The sequence below is a fragment of the Bradyrhizobium sp. genome (assembly GCF_049581145.1).
Lineage (GTDB): Bacteria > Pseudomonadota > Alphaproteobacteria > Rhizobiales > Xanthobacteraceae > Bradyrhizobium.
This window is the reverse complement of the sequence record NZ_JBAURI010000233.1, coordinates 1-3,879: the sequence shown is the minus strand read 5'-3', so window position 1 is coordinate 3,879 and position 3,879 is coordinate 1. Positions and strand designations below refer to the sequence as shown.

Below are 3,879 nucleotides of genomic sequence, written 5' to 3'. Positions count from 1 at the left end.
TTTCTACACCGCGCACACGCCCGCAGACATTACGAGCGCGCTGAACGCGATGTTCAACCAGGCACTGGTCACGGCTCATATCACCAACTGAAAGCCCGCGGCGCGGAAGTCCCGCCGCGCGGCCTGGCGCGGTCCTGGTCCTGTCGGCGATGAGGCGGGGCTAGCTGCGCTTGGGCTTGCTTGGCGCCGGGCCGCTGAACAGCTTCTTCAGCTCGTTGAGGCTCTCCGATAGCTTCGGCCATTGGCACGAAAATGTCGGCTGGGCGCAGTTCGGCTTGCCGTGGGATCGCGCATCGCCCGCGGCCAGGGCGGCCTGTTTGACGGGGCGCTCCATCGGCATCGGCACCGGGATCGTCAATCTGTCGGGCTCGCTCTTCAGGGACGCCTCTTGCAAGTCGCGCTGCTGCTTCTCCGCGAGCTCGGCGGCGAGCTTGTTGCGCCGCTGGTTCTCCAGGTAGACGTTATATTGCTGGTCGATGTACTTCTGCTCGTCCGGTGTCGGATTGGGACCAGCGATATCGAAGGTGCGGTCCTGCATGAAATCGTAATAGCTGTAGCCGCCCCCGGGTTTGCGCCGGCCGGCAAACTTGGCGTTGCACTCGGCGAGCGCGGCCGTCTTGTCTTCCTTGTTCACCAGCTTTTCGGCGGCATCTGCGCAATCCTCGAAATCGGCAGGCGCGTGCGACCACCATTCCGCGGAGACACGCAATGGTTGCATCACGGCCAAGCAGCCGATCCCAGCGACGATTAGCGCAGCGGTACGCAATGCGATCACAGACTCATTTCCCCAGCAAGCTGGCCCGACGATTGCCACGAATTGTTGCCATTTTGCGGCGGCGTGCCCGACCGGGAGCGGTACGTGAGTGCTCCAGGGAGTGATGCTATTTGCGCGCCGTGACAGATGGTTGTCACGCGGTATTTTCGAGACCAACCACATCGCTTGCTGACATCACCCTGCATCACACGAAACGCACTCTATTCCAGCAGGACGGAGTCTGTCTCGCTGATTCGTCGCTTCATTTTGACATTGTCAAGATCTAGATCGGCGCGGTGTCGTGACCCGCTCGACGGTATCTTTACGGTGAAAGATAGCGTCAGGGTACGGCTACCTGGGCGCGAGATGACCTGAATCTCGGAGTATTCGCGCGCGGCCTGTCCGGCCAATGCCGCAACGCCGCAGCCGTTTGCCGTCGATGCGGCGAGCGCTTGGTTGTGTTTTATCTCATTCGCAATCATCAGCGTCGACCGCCGCGCGCGGCCTTGCGTTCGATCATGACGATCACAGCGTTGAGCACGCTGTCGATGGCGCCCCGGCGATAGCTCCAGCGTGGATCATCGTTGGGCTTGGCGATCACCATCGTCGCGTTGGCCTCGAACAGCATGAGTTCGCCGGACCTGCCGACCCCGAAGTCGATGCCGGCATAGTCGAGACCCAGCGCGTCCCTGATCCCCTGCAGTGCGCGCATCGCCTTGTCGCCGAGCACGCCCGGCATGTTTTCCAGGAATTTCGCCTCCTCCAGCCGGTGCTCGGGCTGATCGGCCATGTCGGAGCTGAAATAATGCACTTTCCACTGCTCCGAGATCGCCAGATGCAGGGGGTAGAGCCGCCCGTCGATCATCATCACGCGGTATTTACGTGCGTTGCCATCCAGCCCGCGGGCGTCGAGATACTGGATCAGCAGGACCTGGTCACCGGGAAGACCGGCGGCCGCCGCGGGCAAATCCTCCGCCGTTGCAACGCGCACGAAATTGCGCCCGGTGTGGTAGCCGGGGGAACGCAGCAGCAGCGGAAACTCGAATCCCCGCTCCGCGATCCAATTGACGCCACCGGAGCCGGCGAGCAGATCGCGCGCGACCGCGATCGTTCGCGGGGCGACGACGCCGGGTACGGCACGAAGCCGCTCGGCATTGCCGATTCGACCCGTTTTCATCACCGCGCGCGGGTCATTGATGACAGGCACCGTGGCTTGCGCGGTCAGGCGGCAGGCGGCCTCGAGCGCCGGCTCGCAGAGGTCGGCATCGCCGATCGCGTTGAAGATCAGGCGATGCGGCGGCAGCGCGGCCTGGGGTTCGAGATGGTCGGTGACGACGACCGTCGTCAGGAAACGGGTATCGTCGAGGAACAGGGCACTCGGGATGTTGCCGCCGCCGGAGGACACCAGCTGCAGCAGCGAGATCGGCTGCTTGTCGCCGCGATAGGGCAGGGTCGATACGGCATGGCCGCGAAATCCGATCCGAAAATGCTCACGCGCGCCGTCGCGGTCGCCGAGATCGGCGAGCACCGCGCCCAGCCCCTGATGCGCGGGGGCGTGATCCGGATCGATGCGCAACGCCGTCTCGTAATGGTCGCGCGCCTCGCCGTATCTCGTTGCGCGCAGCAAGAGGTTGGCGAGATTGACATGCGGCATCGGATTGTCGGGATGATGCAGGATCGCTTCCGCGTAGACCCGGCAGGCGGCATCAATCGCGCCCATGTCGGTCAACAGCGCGCCGAATTCATTGAGCGCGCTGAAATGGCTCGGCGCTTTGCGCAGAATGGCGATGAAGGCCGTTTGCGCATCCTGGCGCCGATCGAGCGCGCCGAGCAGGGCGGCCCGCTCGACCTCGAGCGCGATGGTGTCGCGATCCGGGACGGCGCGCGCGATCTCGTCCTCGAGCCTGCGCAGCCTTGCTTCCTGCGCCCGCCGCGGCGTCCAATCGGCTCTCACGGTGTCTCGCGGAACGGCCGTCCTCGGCTTTGCTTTCATGCAGCCTGCCCGTCATCGGTTGGGTTGCGATTACATCATCACCGGCTGATTCGCGCATCTCCCCGGAGACAGGCCCATGAGATTGCGGAATATTAAGTCCGACGGCCGGCGCGACCGCGCAAGCTGGAAGGGATTCTTTACCGTCACGCGCCATGGTCAGCCGGGCTTCATCCCGAGAGTATCATCCGTGACCACGAGCGCGTTTACCGCCGTCTCCACCGCCGAAATCGCCCGTTCGCTGGCCGTGCAGCACCTCGCTTGCGGCGTGGAGCATCAGGCCGCCGGCCGGATCGACGACGCCATCGCCGCCTATCAGCGCGGGCTGGATGCCGCCAGCGAGAACCCATCCGGTTGCGCCCCCGAATTGATTGCCGAACTGCATGCCAAGCTGGGCAACGCCTACATGCTTTGCGGGCGGCTCGATGCCGCCGGCGCAAGTTACAAGGCTGCGCTGCGCTTGGCGCCGCAACTGGCCGTGTGCTGGTGCAATCTCGGCAATATCCAGTTGCAGACGGGCAAGCCGCAGGACGCGATCGCGTTCTATCTGCAGGCGCTGCGGGTCAATCCGGCGCACTGGCCGTCGCGCACCAATCTGGCGCAGGCGCTGCTGGCGACCCGGCAATACATCATCGCCAAGGCGCTGCTGTCGGAATTGGCCGAAGAACGCCCGCAGGACGGCCCGGTGCAGCATCAGCTCGGCAAGGCCTGCTTCGAACTGAACGATACCGACGCCGCGACCCGCCATTTCGAGCAGGCGATCGCCGTCAATCCGGACGACGCCGAGAGCCTGTACTGGATCGGCGGCATCCGGCAGAAGGCGGGCGATCTCGATGCCGCCAAAGCGGCGTATGCCCGGGCCGCGCAAATCCAGCCGCTGATCCGCCGCCGGGCCGTCAAATCGCCGCCGGATTTTCGCGTGCTGGCGCTTTACGCGCCGTTTGCCGGCAACACGCCGGCCGAATATCTCTTCAGGGATGCGGTCTACGACACCGACACGCTTTCGCTGCTCGGCGCCGACGAGCCGGATGTCGTGGCGCTCGGCAATGAGCAAGTCGATGTTCATGTCATCGTCAACCTGATTTCCGATGCCGATCAGGCCGCAACGTTGCTGCCTTCGGCCGCGCGGCTGGTT

At 64.5% G+C, this 3,879-nt stretch carries 4 protein-coding genes; 1 reads left to right on the top strand and 3 read right to left on the bottom strand.

Going from position 1 to position 3,879, the window contains the following annotated elements; genetic code table 11:
- Positions 1–160: 160 nt before the first annotated feature.
- From WCB02_RS07745 to WCB02_RS07735, 3 genes are all read right to left on the bottom strand, one after another.
- Positions 161–718, bottom strand: a complete 558-nt coding sequence (locus WCB02_RS07745; protein WP_423957273.1) for a hypothetical protein — start codon at positions 716–718, stop codon at positions 161–163.
- Positions 719–975: 257 nt separating this feature from the next.
- On the bottom strand, positions 976–1,236 hold the full coding sequence (locus WCB02_RS07740) for a hypothetical protein (protein WP_423957272.1): 261 nt from the start codon (positions 1,234–1,236) through the stop codon (positions 976–978).
- Positions 1,236–2,708 (bottom strand): tetratricopeptide repeat protein, encoded by a 1,473-nt coding sequence (locus WCB02_RS07735; protein ID WP_423957271.1) that lies wholly within the window; start codon positions 2,706–2,708, stop codon positions 1,236–1,238. The genes WCB02_RS07740 and WCB02_RS07735 overlap by 1 nt, the downstream gene beginning before the upstream one ends.
- Before the next feature lie 115 nt (positions 2,709–2,823).
- On the opposite strand from WCB02_RS07735, the gene WCB02_RS07730 reads away from it, so the two are divergent.
- Positions 2,824–3,879: tetratricopeptide repeat protein (locus WCB02_RS07730; RefSeq protein WP_423957270.1), on the top strand; the 1,056-nt coding region annotated here is incomplete at its 3' end.

Coding starts and splice junctions, on each gene's coding strand:
- WCB02_RS07745 (WP_423957273.1), bottom strand. CDS start 718: ATGCAACCATTGCGTGTCTCCGCGGAATGGTGGTCGCACGCGCCTGCC.
- WCB02_RS07740 (WP_423957272.1), bottom strand. CDS start 1,236: ATGATTGCGAATGAGATAAAACACAACCAAGCGCTCGCCGCATCGACG.